This is a genomic window from Stenotrophomonas sp. YJH_SMC_133 (assembly GCF_059370655.1).
Window position 1 is genome coordinate 161,320 of record NZ_JCAFTW010000007.1, and the last position, 14,256, is coordinate 175,575.

Here is a 14,256-nt window from a genome sequence, read left to right on the forward strand (position 1 = left end):
GCGCCGATTATGTGGCTGGGAAGGGCCCCGCTACCACAACGCATCCCGCAGCTTGTACCACGACATCGCCGCCACCAGCAGGGGCGTGCGGAGCAGCCGGCCGCCGGGGAAGGGCGCATGCCGCAGGCGCTGGAACACGTCCAGGCGCTCGCTCTGGCCGGCGATGGCGGCGGCGATCACCTCGCCGGCCAGTCCGGCGGCGGCCACCCCATGGCCGGAGAATCCCTGCGCGAAGTACAGGTTGCCGTCCAGCCGGCCCCAGTGCGGGGCGCGGTTGCGGGTGATGTCCACGTAGCCACCCCAGACCTGGTCCAGCACCACGTCGGCCAGCTGCGGGAAGACGTCGTGCATGCGTCGCTGCATCACCCCGCGCAGGCCGGGCGGGGGCAGTGCCGAGTAGCTGGCGCGGCCGCCGAACAGCAGGCGGTGGTCGTGGCTGAGGCGGAAGTAGTCCAGTGCCCAGGCGGTGTCGGCCACGGCCATGTTGTTGCCGATCAGGGCGCGGGCACGTTCTGCACCCAGTGGCTCACTGGCACCGATATAGGTGCCCACCGGCATGATCCGCCGTTCCAGCTCGGGCAGCAGGCCCTGCAGCCAGGCATTGCCGGCCACCACCAGATGCATGGCGCGCACGCTTCCCTGCGCGGTATGCAGGGTGGGCTGCGGTCCGCGTTGCACGCGGGTCACTGCGGAGTTCTCGTGGATCACCACACCTGCCGCGCGCGCTGCATCGGCCAGACCGCGTGCATACGCCAGCGGGTGCAGGTGTGCGCTGAGCGGGTCGAACATCGCGGCGCGGTAGCGCGGGCTGTCCAGCTGCGCGCGCAGAGCGTCACGGCTCCACCACTGCATGGGGTAGTCGTAGTGGCGTTGCAGGTGCTCGCAGTTGGCGTGCAGGTCACGCTCGTGGCGTTCACGGATGGCCACGCTGGCGTGGCCTTCAACCCAATGGCAGTCGATGCGGTGGCGATCGATGCGCGTGCGCATCGCCTGCACCGCGTCGCGCGACCAGTCGAACAGGTGGCGTGCATCATCACGACCCAGCTGACGCTCCAGTTCGTCCACCTCGCAGCCGTAGCCGACCAGCGCCTGGCCACCATTGCGGCCGGACGCGCCCCAACCGATCCGCTGCGCCTCCAGTACCACCACGCGCTGGCCACGTGAGGCCAGTTCCAGGGCCGCGGTCAGGCCGGTGTAGCCCGCACCAAGCACTGCCACATCGGCCTGAACCTCGCCCTGCAGCGGGGGCAGCGCGGGTGGTTCGGGCAGGCTGGCGGCATACCAGCTGGGCGGGAACGCGGCACTCACCGCAGGCCTCGCGGGCGCAGTGCGGTGGAAGAGAGCGGGGGAGGACGATCAGCATTCACCCGAGTAGTTTCGCCGATGCGTGACAGCCATGGTGTGACGGCGACGACTTGCTGCCTTCGCCGGACGGCGGGTAACGTGTCGGCACGCCAAGGAGTTTTCCCATGCGCCGCCTGCCCTGGGTGGGCCTGCCCACCGACAGCACCGTGCTCGGCCATCACCGTTTCGCGGTGGCCGGCGAGAAGTACGTGCGCGCGCTGGCCGAGGCCGCCGAGGTGACCCCGGTACTGTTGCCGAGCGTGCAGCCGCCGCTGCCGGCCGGCGACTGGCTGCAGGGGCTCGATGGCCTGCTGTTGACCGGTGCGGTCAGCAACATCGAACCGCAGCATTACGACGGCGGTCGCAGCTGGCCGGGCAATCCGCATGACCCGGCCCGTGACGCCAACGCGTTCGCGCTGCTGCACGAGGCGCTGGCGCTGGACCTGCCGGTGCTGGCGATCTGCCGCGGCCTGCAGGAGCTGAACGTTGCGCTGGGTGGCACGTTGCATCCGCAGGTGCACGCGGCGCCCGGTCTTTCGGATCATCGTGAAAACCCGAAGGCGCCGGTTGATGTGCAGTACGGGCCGGCCCATGCGGTCGCCCTGGCGGCGGATGGCTGGCTGGCGCAGTGGCAAGGCGGTGACCGCGCACAGGTCAATTCGGTTCACGGGCAGGGCATCGACCGACTGGCACACGGGCTGCAGGTCGAGGCCAGGGCCGATGATGGACTGGTCGAGGCAGCGCGCAGCCCACGCCATCGTTTCGTGCTCGGCGTACAGTGGCACCCGGAGTGGCGTGTCATGGACTCGCCGTTCTATCACGCTATTTTCCGTGCGTTCGGCCAAGCTTGCCGGCAGCACCAACAGAACCGACTGGATTCCCGATGAGTTCCCGAACGCGCCCGCGCAAGACGGCTACGCCCCCCGCACCGCAGGAAAGCAGCCTGCTGCGCTGGCTGAAGGAGCGGCGCATCACCGAGGTCGAATGCCTGGTCCCGGACATCACCGGCAACGCGCGCGGCAAGATCATTCCCGCCGACAAGTTCTCGCATGATTACGGTACGCGGCTGCCCGAAGGCATTTTCGCCACCACCGTCACCGGCGAGTTCCCTGATGACTACTACGAGCTGACCTCGCCGTCGGACTCGGACATGATGCTGCGTCCCGATCCGGACACGGTGCGCATGGTGCCGTGGGCGGCCGACGCCACCGCGCAGGTCATCCACGACTGTTACACCAAGAACGGTGAGCCGCACGAGCTGGCGCCACGCAACGTACTGCGCCGCGTGCTGGCGGCCTACGCCGAGCTGGGCCTGCGCCCGGTGGTGGCGCCGGAGCTTGAGTTCTTCCTGGTGCAGAAGAACACCGACCCGGACTTCCCGCTGCTGCCACCGGCCGGCCGCTCCGGGCGCCCGGAAACCGCGCGGCAGTCGTACTCGATCGATGCGGTCAACGAATTCGACCCGATCCTCGACCTGATGTACGACTACGCCGATGCGATGAAGCTGGATGTGGACACGCTGATCCACGAATCCGGTGCGGCGCAGCTGGAGGTCAACTTCACCCATGCCGATGCGATGGACCTGGCCGACCAGGTGTTCCTGTTCAAGCGCACCATGCGCGAGGCGGCGATGCGCCACGGCGTGTATGCCACCTTCCTGGCCAAGCCGATGGAGAACGAGCCGGGCAGTGCCATGCACATCCACCAGAGCCTGGTGCGGGTGAGCGACGGCAGCAATGTGTTCGCTGGCGATACCGATGCCGAAGGCGAGTTCAGCCCGGTGTTCGGCCACTATCTGGGCGGCCTGCAGAAGTACGCGCCGCAGGCGATGGCGTTCTTCGCGCCGAACGTGAATTCCTACCGCCGGCTGGTGTTCGGCGAAGTCTCGCCGAGCAACGTGCACTGGGGCTTCGACAACCGCACCTGTGGCCTGCGCGTGCCGCTGGACACGCCGGAAAACATGCGCGTGGAGAGCCGCTTCGCCGGTTCCGACGCCAACCCTTACCTGGCGATGGCGGCGACCCTGGCCTGCGGCCTGCTGGGCATCCGCGAGCGGTTGGCACCGGATGCGCCGGTGACCGGCAGCGCCAAGGAACTGGGCTACAACCTGCCGCGCTCGCTGGGCGAAGCGCTGGATGGGCTGGAGCAGTGCAGCGAACTGCAGGCCCTGCTGGGCGAGCGCTTCTGCCGGGCCTACATCTCGGTGAAGCGCAAGGAATACGAGACCTTTTTCCGTGTCATCAGCTCGTGGGAGCGCGAGTTCCTGCTGCTGAACGTCTGAGCATCCGGAATAGAAAAATCCGCCGCCGGGGGGTAGGCTGGCACCCGTCGCCGGCACCGCCGGCCCCCCTTCCCGCATTCTGGAGCACCCGATGAAGCTGCGTATCCTCACGCTCGGCCTGGCCTCCGCCATGCTCGCCGCCTGTGGCGGTGGCAATGGCGGCGCGCAGGACAGCCAGGTCCTGAACGTCTACAACTACAGCGATTACATCGCCGAGGACACCATCCCGACCTTCGAGAAGGAGAGCGGCATCAAGGTGACCTACGATGTGTTCGACAGCGATGAGATGGTCGAGACCAAGCTGCTGGCCGGCAACAGCGGCTACGACGTGGTGGTGCCGACCCTGAACTTCTTCGGTCGCCAGATCCAGGCCGGTGTGTTCCTGCCGCTGGACAAGAGCAAGATCCCGAACCTGGCCAATCTCGATCCGGCGGTGATGAAGCGCATCGCCACCCAGGACCCGGGCAACCAGTACGGCGTGCCGTACATGATCGGCACCACCGGCATCGGCTACAACGTGGAGATGCTGAAGCAGCGTTTCGGTGGCAGCACCGACATCGCCAACAGCTGGGACCTGGTGTTCAAGCCGGAGAACATCAGCAAGATGAAGGACTGCGGCGTGACCATCCTGGACACGCCGGCCGACATGATCCCGATCGCGCTGCATTACCTGGGCCTGGACCCGCACAGCGGTGACCCGGCCGAGCTGCAGAAGGCGGCCGACCTGCTGAAGTCGATCCGACCGTACGTGCAGAATTTCCACTCCTCGCAGTACGTGGGTTCGCTGGCCAATGGCGGCACCTGCCTGGTGGTCGGCTGGTCGGGTGACATCATCCAGGCCCGCGACCGCGCCGAGGAAGCCAGCAATGGCGTGCACGTGGCCTATTCGATCCCGAAGGAAGGCGCCCCGCAGTGGTTCGACATGCTGGCGATCCCGAAGGACGCCAAGCATCCGGAGGCCGCTTACGCCTTCATCAATTACCTGCTGCAGCCGAAGGTTGCCGCGGCCAACACCAACTTCATCCACTACGCCAACCCGGTGCCGACCGCGACCCCACTGGTGGATGAGGCGATCCGTACCGACCCGACCATCTACCCGCCGGCCGACGTGGCCGCGAAGATGTTCACGTACTCGATCAACACGCCGGAAACCGACAAGCTCTACACCCGGCTGTGGACCGAGGTGAAGACCGGCCGTTGAGCCGGCCTGGTGCCGCCGGGTCATGCCCGGCGGCTGCCTTACCCTGGGTCGATGCCGGTACTCCCGCTTCGGCCCAGGTGCCGCAGGATGGCAGGCAGCAGGTCGCGTGCAGCGCGACCGCCGTTGCACAGGAACGATGAACTCATCCGCTGCAGGTTGTGCATGCCGATGAAGAACAGCCCCGGTTGCGGGGAAACACCGAAGTCGCCGAGCGGGTAGCCATGTGCATCCAGCGCGCCCGGTACGTCGAGCCAGGGCCATTCGGCGACGAAGCCGGTGGCCAGCACCACCGAGCGGATGCCTTCCGCCTGCAGATCCAGTTCACGCGGGGCGGCGTCCGGCTCCCAGTGCAGATAGACCTCCTCCGGAATGTAGCGGGCATCGTCGGTGCGTGGCTCGGGACGCGTGGCGTAGTACGCGCTGGCCAGCGAATCAAGATAGGCGTACTCGGCCTGCGTGGCCTCGATCGCGGTACGCAGCTGCGGGCGCACATCGGCGAAGCGGGCGACGTTTCCATCGAAGCCCTGCAACCGGCCCAGCAGCCTGATGCCCGCGCGGTGCATCGCCAGCAGGCTGATCGAGCTGCCCAGGCCACCGTTTCCCTTGCCGGAAATAAGCGGGAACTCTGCGGTGCGGGCCTTGCGCAGTGCATCCGGTTCCCCGGCAAGTACGCCCGCCGCTTCACTCACATGTTGATGGATGCGCCCGGCCATGTCCCACCAGGTCATCGAGTCCTTGCCGCGCAGCCGGCGGGTATGCGAATGCCGCTGGGCCAGTGACCAGTGCACGCTGCGACCGCTGTCGCGCAGGTCCTGGGCGATCTGCGCGCCGGACTGCCCACCCCCGATGACCAGCACGGCGCCATCGGGCAGCTGGCGGGCACTGCGGTAGTCGCCCGAGTGCAGCACGGTCAGGCCTGGCGCGGGCGCGAACGGGACCCGGGGCATCCGTGCGCGGCGGTATTCACCGGTGGCGACCACCACTGCGCGGGCATGGATCAGCCCCTGGCTGCTGTGGATGGCGTAGCCACCGGGCCCAGGCCCAACCCGATGCACCCCGCATCCCTCGTTGATCGGCAGGGAACGCTCGTGGGCATAGTCGCGGAGGTGCCGGATCACCTCCGGGGCGCCCATGAAGCCTTCCGGGTCGTCACCCGCATAGGCATGGCCGTGCAGGGCCATCGTCGCGTTGGCGGTGTTGGTCTGGAACGACTCCCAGCGCCGCTGCCAGCTGGCGCCTACGGTTTCGGCCTCCAGCACGCGATGCTCGACGCCGGCTTCCTGCAGGAGCGCGCTGAGGGACAACCCGGCCTGGCCGGCGCCGATGATGACCAGCGGCAGCCTTGCAGGCAGGGAGCCCGGCAGGCGGGGCGGGAAAGGAGAGGGGCTGTCCGGGGAAATCACCAGTGTGGGTCCATGCAAGGCCTTGATCAGGGCCATTGCGCGGGGAATGCCCCGGGCCTTCAACAGATCCGGTTCTGAAAAACGTTGCAGATCGAGGCGTCGCCTGTGGTGTCTGGCCGGGACGGCCGCAGGGTCGTCCCGGGGAGCCCGGGCCTTTGCGCGGGCAGGCCACCATGGCGGGGGAAAACCGACACTCCTAACGCCCCCGGAGCCGGCCAGCGGCCGCTTCCGCCTGCCGCCGTCATATCCCCTGGGCCCCCCGGCCGTTAGAATGGCGGCCGCTGTCCACCGCCCGCTCCCGGAGCCCCCATGCCCGTTGAAGCCCAGCCGGTAGCCACCGTCGTCGACACGACCGGTGCGCCCGGCTATCTCTCCATTCGTGACCTGCGCAAGGAATTCGACGGTTTCGTCGCCGTCGACGACGTCAACCTGGACGTGCGCAAGGGCGAGATCTTTGCCCTGCTCGGTGGCTCCGGCAGTGGCAAATCGACCCTGCTGCGCTGCCTGGGCGGCTTCGAGACGCCCACCAAGGGCAGCATCACCCTCGATGGCCAGCGCCTGGACGCGCTGCCGCCGTACCAGCGGCCGGTCAACATGATGTTCCAGTCCTATGCGCTGTTCCCGCACATGACGGTCGAGCAGAACATCGCTTTCGGCCTGAAGCAGGATGGCCTGGGCAAGGATGCGATCGGCAAGCGCGTGGGCGAGATGCTCGACCTGGTGCAGATGGGCCACCTGGGCAAGCGCAAGCCACACCAGCTGTCCGGCGGCCAGCAGCAGCGCGTGGCGCTGGCGCGGTCGCTGGCCAAGGGGCCGAAGCTGCTGCTGCTGGACGAGCCGATGGGCGCGCTGGACAAGAAGCTGCGCTCGCAGATGCAGCTGGAACTGGTCAGCATCATCGAATCGTCGGGCGTGACCTGCGTGATGGTCACCCACGACCAGGAAGAAGCGATGACCATGGCCACCCGCATCGCGGTGATGGATGCCGGCTGGATCCAGCAGGTCGGCAAGCCGGACGAGGTCTACGAGCAGCCGGCCAACCGCTTCGTCGCCGAGTTCATCGGTTCGGTCAACCTGTTCGACGGGGTGATCGACGAGGACCTGCCGGAGTACGTGACCGTACGCTCGCCGCTGTTCCCGGCGCCGATCTACATCGCCCATGGCATCACCGGCTATGAAGGGCAGCCGGTCGCGTTCGCGCTGCGCCCGGAGAAGGTGATGATCGGCAAGGACGAACCGGAAGGGCACACCAACAAGGCCCAGGGCGTGATCGAGGACATCGCCTACTTCGGCAGCCATTCGGTCTACCACGTGCGCCTGCCCAGCGGCGCCAAGGTACTGGCCAACTTCGCCAATTCGCAGCGCTGGGCCAGTGATGGCCTCACCTGGGGCGACGAGGTGTGGGTGCACTGGCGCGACAACGACGGCGTGGTGCTCACCTCATGAGCACCGCCGGCCTGAAGCGCTGGCTGCCGGGGCTGCGTGCCACGGTGATCGGCATTCCGTACCTGTGGCTGCTGCTGTTCTTCGCAGTGCCGTTCCTGATCGTGCTGATGATCAGCTTCTCGCTCAGCCGGGTCGGCTCGCCGCCGTACACCTGGCTGTTGCAGTACGCCGATGGCGGTTTCTCGCTGAAGCTGAACCTGGAAAACTACCTGGCGCTGTTCCGCGATTCGATCTATGCCCAGGCGTTCCTGAGCTCGATCAGGATCGCGGCGATCTCGACCTTCCTGACGCTGCTGATCGGCTATCCGATGGCCTATGCCATCGCGCGCCTGTCGCCCGCCGCGCGCAACGTGGCGATGATGCTGGTGGTGCTGCCGTCGTGGACCTCGTTCCTGATCCGCGTGTATGCATGGAAGGCGATCTTGGACCGCAACGGCCTGCTCGACCAGTTCCTGCAGTTCACCGGCCTGCAGACGCTGATGACGTCGATGGGCCTGCCGAAACTGCAGCTGATCGACACCCCGACCGCCGCCTACATCGGCATCGTCTACTGCTATCTGCCGTTCATGGTGCTGCCGCTGTACGCCAATCTGGTCAAGCATGACCACCGCCTGCTGGAAGCGGCCTACGACCTCGGTGCCAAGCCGTGGCAGGCGTTCCTGCGCATCACCCTGCCGTTGTCCAAAGCGGGCATCATCGCCGGCTGCATGTTGGTGATGATTCCGGCCATCGGTGAATTCGTGATCCCGGAAATGTTGGGTGGCTCGGAGACGCTGATGGTGGGCCGCCAGCTGTGGAACGAGTTCTTCAACAACCGAAACTGGCCGGGCGCCTCGGCCATGGCGGTGGCGATGATCCTGTTGCTGCTGGTGCCGATCCTGCTGTTCAACCGTTCCCAGCAGCGCCTGCTGGAAGGGAAGCAGGCATGAGCCCGCGTAGCGCAAAGGGCCTGGGGCTGGGCGTGCTGCTGCTCGGCTTCGCCTTCCTGTACCTGCCGATCCTGCTGTTGATGTTCTATTCGTTCAACAGCTCGCGGCTGGCGATGGTCTGGGCCGGGTTCTCCACCCGTGCCTACAGCGACCTGTTCGCCGACCGCGCGCTGATGGATGCGATGTGGACCAGCCTGGTGGTGGCGTTCTGGACTGCCTGCACGGCCACCGTGCTGGGCACGCTGGCAGCGATGGTCATGACCCGCTTCAAGCGCTTCCGCGGCAAGCCGCTGTTCGGCGCGCTGGTGACCGCGCCGCTGGTGATGCCGGATGTGATCCTGGGCTTCTCGCTGATGGCGCTGCTGGCCTCGATGGGCGCGATTCCCGGCTTCCCGGCACGCGGCCTGGCCACCATCTGGATCGCCCACGTCACCTTCACCCTGTGCTTCGTCACCGTGGTGGTGTCCTCGCGGCTGCAGGAGATGGATCTGTCGCTGGAAGAAGCGGCGATGGACCTGGGTGCGAGCCGGCTGACCGTGTTCGGCCGCATCACCCTGCCGATCATCGCGCCGGCGCTGGTGGCGGGCTGGCTGCTGGCGTTCACCCTGTCGCTGGATGACGTGGTGGTGGCCAGCTTTGTCGCCACGCCGGGCTCGACCACGCTGCCGATGAAGGTGTTCGCCTCGGTGCGCATGGGCATCAGCCCGAAGATCAACGCGTTGGCCACGCTGCTGGTGTCGGCGGTGTCGATCGCCGCGGTGATCGGCTGGTACATCAACGCCCGCGCCGAGAAGCGGCGCCAGCGCGACCTGCAGCTGGCGCGGCAGGACAACGGCTGAGCACACGGTCTGCCGACAACGCCGGCAACACCCGGCTCACAGCCGGCGGCGCACAATGGGGGTCTTCCAGATGGAGATCCCCCATGACCGTCGAGATCGTCGACCCGGCCACCGGACAGGTGACCTACCGCCATGAACTGATGGGCGCAGCCGACATCGAGCAGCGCCTGCAGGCCGCTGCCGATGCATTTCCGGGCTGGGCAGATCGCTCGCTGCAGGACCGCGGCGCCATCCTTCGCCAGATCGCCGCGCAGCTGCGCACGCGGCGCGACGACCTGCAGCAGGCGATGACCCACGAGATGGGCAAGCTCAAGGCCGAGGCGCTGGCCGAGGTCGACAAGTGCGCTGCCGCCTGCGAGTACTATGCCGATCACGCGGCCGACTATCTCAAGCCGCAGCTGATCGATACCGAAGCCCAGCGCAGCTACGTGCGCTACGAGCCGATCGGCTGCGTGTTCGCGGTGATGCCGTGGAATTTCCCGATCTGGCAGGTATTCCGTTTCCTGGCCCCGGCGTTCATGGCTGGCAACGTCGCCCTGCTCAAGCACGCCAGCAACGTGCCGCAGTGCGCCGACCTGATCCTGGCGGTGTGCCGTGACGGCGGCCTGCCTGATGGCGTGTTCGACGTGCTGCACATCGACAACGACCAGGCCGCCGACGTGCTTCGCGACGCACGGGTGAAGGCGGTGACGCTGACCGGCAGCGAGCGGGCAGGGCGCTCGATCGCCTCCAATGCCGGCAGCCAGCTGAAGAAGTCGGTGATGGAGCTGGGTGGCAGCGATGCCTTCGTGGTGCTCGACGATGCCGACCTCGACAAGACCGTGGCCGCGGCAGTGAAGTCGCGCTTCGACAACAGCGGGCAGACCTGCATCGCGGCCAAGCGCTTCATCGTGGTCGAGGCGGTGGCCGATGAATTCACCCGTCGCTTTGTGCAGGCGGCAGGCGAGCGCCAGTACGGCGATCCCGATGAGCGCGGTACCACGCTGGCGCCGATGGCTCGCGCCGACCTGCGTGACGAACTGCACAAGCAGGTGCAGGCCAGTGTGGCCAAGGGCGCGCGGGTGCTGATCGGTGGTGAGCCGATTGCCGGCACCCATGCCGGCTATCCGGCCACGGTGCTCGACCAGGTCGGCCCGGGCATGCCGGCGTATGACGAGGAGCTGTTCGGGCCGGTGGCCGCAGTGATCCGGGTCAAGGATGAGGCCGAGGCACTGCGCGTGGCCAACGACACCCGCTTCGGCCTGGGCGGCAGCGTGTGGACTGGCGATCCGGTACGCGGCGAGCGCTTCGCGCAGCGCATGGAATGCGGTGCGGCGTTCGTCAACGCCATCGTCAAGAGCGACGCGCGGCTGCCGTTCGGCGGCAGCAAGCAGTCAGGCTTTGGTCGGGAGCTGGCTGACCATGGCATCCATGAGTTCATGAACATCAAGACCGTCTACGTGGCTTGATCCCGAACGGTAGTGCCGGCCGCCGGCCGCCGGCCGGCATTGCCGGGTTGCCGGCCAGCGGCCGGCACTACCAGAAGCGGGCCATGCGCCACGACCAACGGTCGTGGCCTACCGGATTGCAGGGTATCGACGCCCCCCCGTGCATGGTGGGTATCGACGCCCACGTGCATGGTGGGTATCGACCGTTGGTCGATACGCGCTACAACCACTTCGCGCGCTTGAACAACCGGTACAGCCCGACGCACACACCGCCCACGCCAACGATCATCAGCGGGTACGACCAGGGTTCGCTCAGCTCCGGCATGTGACTGAAGTTCATGCCGTACCAGCTGGTGATCAGCGTCGGCGCGGCGAGCAGGGCAGCCCAGGCGCCCAGCCGCTTGACCGTCTCGCCCTGCGCCAGTGTCACCAGCGAAAGGTTCACGCTCAGCGCGGTGCCCAGCATCTCGCGCAGGGTGTCGATCACATCGCTGATGCGCACCGCATGGTCATGCACGTCACGCACGTAGAGCTTCACTTCATCGGGAATCAGTTCGCCCTGGTAGCGGCGCAGCTGCGCCAGAACGTCCTGCAACGGCGCCACCGCCATCCGCATCTTGTTCAGTTCGCGCTTGAGCTCGTACAGCCGCACCACCGTGCTGCGCTTGTAGGTGTCGGCGAAGATGTCCTTTTCCAGCAGGTCCAGGGTGTCGCGGAAGCGGTGCACGATCGGCAGGTAGTTGTCGACCACGAAGTCGGTCACCGCGTACAGGCAGTACGACGGGCCCATCTTCAGCAGCTGCGGCTCGCGCTCGACGCGTGCGCGCACCGGCGCGTAGGACAGCGAGGCGCCGTGGCGGACCGTCACCAGGAAGCGCGGGCCGAGGAAGGCATGGGTTTCGCCATACTGGATGCGTTCGTCGACCATCTGCGCGGTGGTCACCACCACGAACAACGAGTTGCCATAGGTCTCGACCTTGGGCCGTTGGTGCGCATTGCGCGCATCCTCGATGGCCAGGTCGTGCAGGCAGAATTCTTCCTGCAGTTTCAGCAGCACGTCTTCGTTGGGGTCGTACAGGCCGACCCAGACGAAGCCGTTGCCGCTGGCAATGACATCGCTGATGGCATCCAGGCTGATGTCGTGGCGCTTGCCCTCGTCATCGTAGTGGACGCAGTTGATGACGCAGGTAGGGTTGGCCGAAGCGGGGGCGGAAGCGGAGGCGGGCAATGACATGCCCGCCATCGTGCGTCAGGGCCGTGTTTCGGACAAGTGAGGACGACGCGCCAGCACCCACGCCAGTGCCACGTGCACCGGCAGCAGCAGCACGATCCACTGCACGTTGTACTGCGCCTGCAGGCTCAGCCAGTGCAGCACCAGCGCGGCCACCGCCTGTACCGCCAGCAGCCACAGCACGATCCTGAACATGCGTCCCGGCACGCGCCGGCGCAGCAGTGCGATCGCGCCCGGCAGCAGCAGCACGGCCAGTGGCGAAAGCAGCAGCAGGTTGCGGTTGGCCCATGCAGCGTAGTGGATGCTGAAGCCCCACAGGAACACCAGCACGCCACCGAACAGGGCGCACAGCAGCCAGAACGGCAGGGCCAGCCCGGCCAGCAGGCGCGGGCGGTTGCGCAGCGCCAGCACGCCAGCGGCGATCACCAGGCCGCACAGCAGCCACGGCCACCAGCGGCGTGCGAACTCCTTCGGCTCCGGATCGATGCGGTGCGGCAACAGTTCCTGTTCGGACTGCACCAGCGGCCGGCCATCGCTGTTGCGTGCCTGGCGCAGGGCATCGGCCAGGCGCATCGGGACGAACGCTTCCTGCCAGCGCGACAGCGGCTGGTCGGCGAACGGTCCGAGGCCCACATCGAAGCCCAGCCACATCCATGGTGCCGGCGAGGCCAGACGGACCGATTCACTGCGATAGGTGTTGCCACGCGAGCGCCCCGACAGCTGCGACTGCAGGCCGCCGCCGAGCGCCTTGTCCAGCGTGTCGCGCACCATCGTGGCGCAGTTGGCGGTGTAGTAATCGTAGTGGTAGCGCGCGTTTTCCGGCTTGGCCCGCTCGGCCAGGCCGGCGGCCAGCGAGCGCGCCTGGTCCGGGCGCAGGTCCAGCCATTGCACGCTGGCGCCACGGCCGGTCTCGTCGTAGTACGACAGGTCCTGCTGCAGCGGCAGCGCCACCAGGTAGTACATCATGTCGCCGCGCGCGAAGCGGCTGATGAAATCGTCCTCGGACGGATCGAAGTAGCCGAAGTTGTACGAGGTCGCTTCACCGCTGAGCGGATCGACCACCACGATGGCGTCATGGCCGAAGCGTTCGAAGAACACCGTGCCCGGCTGCATGGTCACCACGCCGATGCGCGGAGCAGGGGCTTCAGCGCTGGCCGCGGGCACGGCAGGTATGGCCGGCGCTGGCTGCGCGAAGGCGGCCAGCGGCAGGGCCAAGGCCAGCACGTAGAGTGCCAGCCACACCATGAGGATCAGGCCGCGGCGCTTCAAGCGTCGTCCTGCGCGTCCGGCGGCAGCACGGTCACGTGGAAGGCCTGTACCCGGCGCGCATCGGCGCGGGCCACGCGGAACATGAAGCGGTCCAGCGCCAGCTCGTCACCGACTTCCGGCAGATGGCCCACGGCCTCGGTGACCAGGCCGCCGATGGTGTCGTAGTCCTCGTCGGAGAACGTCGCGCCGAAACGCTCGTTGAAGTCGCCGATCGGGGTCAGCGCGTCGACCACGTACTGGCCGTCGGACTGGATCGCGATCTGCGCCGAGGGATCCTCGGCCTCGTCATGCTCATCGTCGATCTCGCCGACGATCTGTTCCAGCACGTCCTCGATGGTGACCAGGCCGGCGACACCGCCGTACTCGTCCACCACGATGGCCATGTGGTTGCGCGACAGGCGGAACTCCTTCAGCAGCACGTTGAGCTTCTTCGCTTCCGGGATCAGTACCGCCGGGCGCAGCAGCTCGCGCACGTTGGCCGGACCGTTGTCGGCGACCACGCCGCGCAGCAGGTCCTTGGCCAGCAGGATGCCAAGGATGTCGTCCTTGTTCTCGCCGTGCACCGGGAAGCGTGAATGGCCGGATTCGACCACCTGCTTCATCAGTTCCAGGAAGGGCGCTTCAACCGGCAGCGAGACCATCTGCGAGCGCGAGATCATCACGTCGCCCACGGTCAGCTCGGCCACCGAAATGGCGCCTTCCATCATCTTCAGGGTATCGGCGGCGATCAGACCCTCTTCCTGCGCGGTGTGCAGGACAGCGACCAGCTCGTCGCGGGTATGGGGTTCGCCGGAGAAGGCGGAGGTCAGGCGTTCAAGCCAGCCGCGCTTCTTTTCACTGTGCTCCGCAGGGGAGCTACTACTGTCGTCTTCTGACATCTCTGGAA

At 67.1% G+C, this 14,256-nt stretch carries 12 protein-coding genes; 7 read left to right on the forward strand and 5 right to left on the reverse strand.

What is annotated here, in order from left to right:
- Nucleotides 1-30: 30 nt before the first annotated feature.
- A complete protein-coding gene (locus tag AC5P78_RS11860) occupies nt 31-1,308 on the reverse strand; it encodes an NAD(P)/FAD-dependent oxidoreductase (RefSeq protein ID WP_043034385.1) in 1,278 nt (425 codons plus the stop codon).
- A gap of 161 nt (nt 1,309-1,469) precedes the next feature.
- Between AC5P78_RS11860 and AC5P78_RS11865 the strand changes: the two genes are divergently transcribed.
- The 3 genes from AC5P78_RS11865 (at nt 1,470) to AC5P78_RS11875 (ending at nt 4,826) form a co-directional block, all read left to right on the forward strand.
- Nucleotides 1,470-2,231 carry a gamma-glutamyl-gamma-aminobutyrate hydrolase family protein gene (locus AC5P78_RS11865; RefSeq protein WP_043034384.1) on the forward strand — a complete coding sequence of 254 codons (762 nt, stop codon included), beginning with the start codon at nt 1,470-1,472 and terminating at the stop codon, nt 2,229-2,231.
- Nucleotides 2,228-3,625 carry a glutamine synthetase family protein gene (locus AC5P78_RS11870; protein ID WP_005408818.1) on the forward strand — a complete coding sequence of 466 codons (1,398 nt, stop codon included), beginning with the start codon at nt 2,228-2,230 and terminating at the stop codon, nt 3,623-3,625. The genes AC5P78_RS11865 and AC5P78_RS11870 overlap by 4 nt, the downstream gene beginning before the upstream one ends.
- Nucleotides 3,626-3,716: 91 nt before the next feature.
- Nucleotides 3,717-4,826 (forward strand): polyamine ABC transporter substrate-binding protein, encoded by a 1,110-nt coding sequence (locus AC5P78_RS11875; RefSeq protein ID WP_005408819.1) that lies wholly within the window; start codon nt 3,717-3,719, stop codon nt 4,824-4,826.
- Nucleotides 4,827-4,864: 38 nt separating this feature from the next.
- Here the strand turns inward: AC5P78_RS11875 and AC5P78_RS11880 are convergent, their stop codons facing one another.
- Nucleotides 4,865-6,265 carry a flavin-containing monooxygenase gene (locus AC5P78_RS11880; RefSeq protein WP_495217212.1) on the reverse strand — a complete coding sequence of 467 codons (1,401 nt, stop codon included), beginning with the start codon at nt 6,263-6,265 and terminating at the stop codon, nt 4,865-4,867.
- Between the two features lie 273 nt (nt 6,266-6,538).
- On the opposite strand from AC5P78_RS11880, the gene AC5P78_RS11885 reads away from it, so the two are divergent.
- From AC5P78_RS11885 to AC5P78_RS11900, 4 genes are all read left to right on the forward strand, one after another.
- Nucleotides 6,539-7,675 carry an ABC transporter ATP-binding protein gene (locus tag AC5P78_RS11885; protein ID WP_005408821.1) on the forward strand — a complete coding sequence of 379 codons (1,137 nt, stop codon included), beginning with the start codon at nt 6,539-6,541 and terminating at the stop codon, nt 7,673-7,675.
- On the forward strand, nt 7,672-8,604 hold the full coding sequence (locus AC5P78_RS11890; protein ID WP_005408822.1) for an ABC transporter permease subunit: 933 nt from the start codon (nt 7,672-7,674) through the stop codon (nt 8,602-8,604). Before AC5P78_RS11885 ends, AC5P78_RS11890 begins: the two co-directional genes overlap by 4 nt.
- Complete coding sequence (locus AC5P78_RS11895; protein WP_005408823.1) at nt 8,601-9,443, forward strand: ABC transporter permease subunit; 843 nt, start codon at nt 8,601-8,603, stop codon at nt 9,441-9,443. Before AC5P78_RS11890 ends, AC5P78_RS11895 begins: the two co-directional genes overlap by 4 nt.
- 83 nt (nt 9,444-9,526) lie before the next feature.
- Complete coding sequence (locus AC5P78_RS11900; protein WP_099474829.1) at nt 9,527-10,891, forward strand: NAD-dependent succinate-semialdehyde dehydrogenase; 1,365 nt, start codon at nt 9,527-9,529, stop codon at nt 10,889-10,891.
- Nucleotides 10,892-11,090: 199 nt separating this feature from the next.
- On the opposite strand, the gene AC5P78_RS11905 is transcribed toward AC5P78_RS11900, so the two are convergent.
- From AC5P78_RS11905 to AC5P78_RS11915, 3 genes are read right to left on the reverse strand one after another with little or no spacing between them, the layout of a single operon-like run.
- A complete protein-coding gene (locus tag AC5P78_RS11905) occupies nt 11,091-12,113 on the reverse strand; it encodes a magnesium and cobalt transport protein CorA (RefSeq protein WP_005408825.1) in 1,023 nt (340 codons plus the stop codon).
- Nucleotides 12,114-12,119: 6 nt separating this feature from the next.
- The gene (locus AC5P78_RS11910) at nt 12,120-13,370 is read right to left on the reverse strand and encodes a lipoprotein N-acyltransferase Lnb domain-containing protein (RefSeq protein WP_111150859.1); all 1,251 of its coding nucleotides are present in this window, start codon (nt 13,368-13,370) and stop codon (nt 12,120-12,122) included.
- Nucleotides 13,367-14,248, reverse strand: a complete 882-nt coding sequence (locus AC5P78_RS11915) for a CorC family transporter (protein ID WP_005408827.1) — start codon at nt 14,246-14,248, stop codon at nt 13,367-13,369. The genes AC5P78_RS11910 and AC5P78_RS11915 overlap by 4 nt, the downstream gene beginning before the upstream one ends.
- Nucleotides 14,249-14,256 lie beyond the last annotated feature (8 nt).

Coding starts and splice junctions, on each gene's coding strand:
- AC5P78_RS11875 (WP_005408819.1), top strand. CDS start 3,717: ATGAAGCTGCGTATCCTCACGCTCGGCCTGGCCTCCGCCATGCTCGCC.
- AC5P78_RS11895 (WP_005408823.1), top strand. CDS start 8,601: ATGAGCCCGCGTAGCGCAAAGGGCCTGGGGCTGGGCGTGCTGCTGCTC.
- AC5P78_RS11865 (WP_043034384.1), top strand. CDS start 1,470: ATGCGCCGCCTGCCCTGGGTGGGCCTGCCCACCGACAGCACCGTGCTC.
- AC5P78_RS11870 (WP_005408818.1), top strand. CDS start 2,228: ATGAGTTCCCGAACGCGCCCGCGCAAGACGGCTACGCCCCCCGCACCG.
- AC5P78_RS11890 (WP_005408822.1), top strand. CDS start 7,672: ATGAGCACCGCCGGCCTGAAGCGCTGGCTGCCGGGGCTGCGTGCCACG.
- AC5P78_RS11880 (WP_495217212.1), bottom strand. CDS start 6,265: ATGGCCCTGATCAAGGCCTTGCATGGACCCACACTGGTGATTTCCCCG.
- AC5P78_RS11915 (WP_005408827.1), bottom strand. CDS start 14,248: ATGTCAGAAGACGACAGTAGTAGCTCCCCTGCGGAGCACAGTGAAAAG.
- AC5P78_RS11885 (WP_005408821.1), top strand. CDS start 6,539: ATGCCCGTTGAAGCCCAGCCGGTAGCCACCGTCGTCGACACGACCGGT.
- AC5P78_RS11905 (WP_005408825.1), bottom strand. CDS start 12,113: ATGGCGGGCATGTCATTGCCCGCCTCCGCTTCCGCCCCCGCTTCGGCC.
- AC5P78_RS11900 (WP_099474829.1), top strand. CDS start 9,527: ATGACCGTCGAGATCGTCGACCCGGCCACCGGACAGGTGACCTACCGC.